The organism is Brevundimonas sp. (assembly GCF_031082345.1).
Classification (GTDB): Bacteria; Pseudomonadota; Alphaproteobacteria; order Caulobacterales; family Caulobacteraceae; genus Brevundimonas.
The window spans coordinates 1-1,677 of record NZ_JAVHLH010000385.1 but is presented as its reverse complement, the minus strand read 5'-3'; the positions used below and the strand labels follow the sequence as shown (position 1 = coordinate 1,677).

Below are 1,677 nucleotides of genomic sequence, written 5' to 3'. Positions count from 1 at the left end.
CGCCCGGCGCGGCGGCCGAGGTCGGCGAGCTGTCGCGCGAGCCGGACCGCACCAAGGGCGGGGGCCAGCCGCACGACCGCGAGCGCGACACGGCGCACTTCATCGACATGGACGACAGCGCCCGGGTGATGAACGAGCGCGGAATGTCGATCGACGCCCTGCCGCGTCTGAAGTCGGAATACGACGCGGCCCTGGTCGCCGCGGGACTCGATGTCGACGACGCCGGCTACCTGCCCTACGCTATCTGGGACGGTTATCAGCAGCTGGTGCGGGACTTCGCGACGTGGCGGGTGCTGAACGCCGCCGAGACGCGCGAGACGGATCCGGGCAAGCGGGCCTGGTATCGCGAGGACCGGCTGCGGCGCGAGGCGCTGATCCTGCGCGACATGGGCTATCTGGGTCACTACGTCGGCGACGGGGCCCAGCCGCACCATACGACGATCCACTACAACGGCTGGAGCCGCGACGCGCCGAACCCCGAGGGCTTCACCACCTCGCGCCAGACGCACGGCGCCTTCGAGGGGGCGTTCACGGCCCGGGTGGCGCGGCTGGACGTGGTCGAGGCGGCGATGACGGCGCCGAAGCTGGACGGCTTCGACCTGCGTGCGCGGGTGCCGGCCTATCTGAAGACGACCCTGGCCGAGGTGCTGCCCTTCTACCGGCTGGAGAAGGCGGGCGGCTTCGGCGAGGGCGACACGCGGGGCGCGACCTTCGCGCTGAACCGGCTGGCGGCGGGCGCGTCGGAGCTGCGCGACCTCTACATCCTGGCGTGGCGGGACTCGGCCGACGACGAGATCGGCTGGCCCAAGGTGAAGGTCGCCGAGGTCGAGGCCGGGACGGCCGACCCGTGGCTGGCCATGTACGGCGAGGACTGATCCACGTTGAGTGAACTGACCCCGCCCGTCGTCATTCTCGACAAGCCGCAGCTGGCCGACAACATCGGGGCGGTGGCGCGGGTGATGGCCAATTTCGGCCTGTCCGAGCTGAGGCTGGTCGCGCCGCGCGACGGCTGGCCGCAGGACCGGGCCTGGGCCACGGCCTCGGGCGCCGACTGGGTGCTGGACGGGGTCAGGGTGTTCGACACGGTGGCGGAGGCTATCGCCGACCTGAACACCGTCTTCTCGACCACGGCCCGGCCGCGCGAGACGCGGATGCCGGTGCGGACGCCGCGCGAGTCGGCGCGGCTGCTGTATGACGACCGGGCCTCGGGGCTGACGGTGGGGCTGCTGTTCGGCGGCGAGCGGGCCGGGCTGGAGACCACCGACATCGCCCTGACCCAGGGGATCACGACCATCCCGATCGATCCCCGGCATCATTCGCTGAACCTGGCCCAGGCGGTGGCGATCAACGCCTATGAGTGGCGCACCCTGATCCTCGACGCGCCGCCGCCGCGGTTCAGGGAAGGCGATCCGCCGGCGTCGAACGACCTGCTGGTCGGGATGTACGAGCATCTGGAGAAGGAGCTGGACGAGGGCGGCTTCTTCCATCCGCCCGAGAAGAAGCCGTCGATGAGCCAGAACCTGCGGGTGATGCTGGGCCGGGCGGGGTTCTCGGAGCAGGAGGTGGCGACGTTCCGGGGGGTGATCCACGCGCTGGCGAAGGGGCGGGGCCGGGTGCTGGCCAAGCTGGCGGCTGCCCGGGAGTCCTCCCCCCCTGGGGGAGGGGGACCGCGAAGCG

Annotated in this window: 2 protein-coding genes; both read left to right on the top strand. The window is 71.7% G+C overall.

All coding sequences use genetic code 11. The annotated features are described in order from the left end of the window. On the top strand, window positions 1-875 hold an 875-nt coding region (locus RDU12_RS15590; RefSeq protein ID WP_308685573.1), incomplete at its 5' end, for a S1/P1 Nuclease. Window positions 876-881: 6 nt separating this feature from the next. After that, a partial coding sequence (locus RDU12_RS15585) for an RNA methyltransferase (RefSeq protein WP_308685571.1) occupies window positions 882-1,677 on the top strand: 796 nt, incomplete at its 3' end.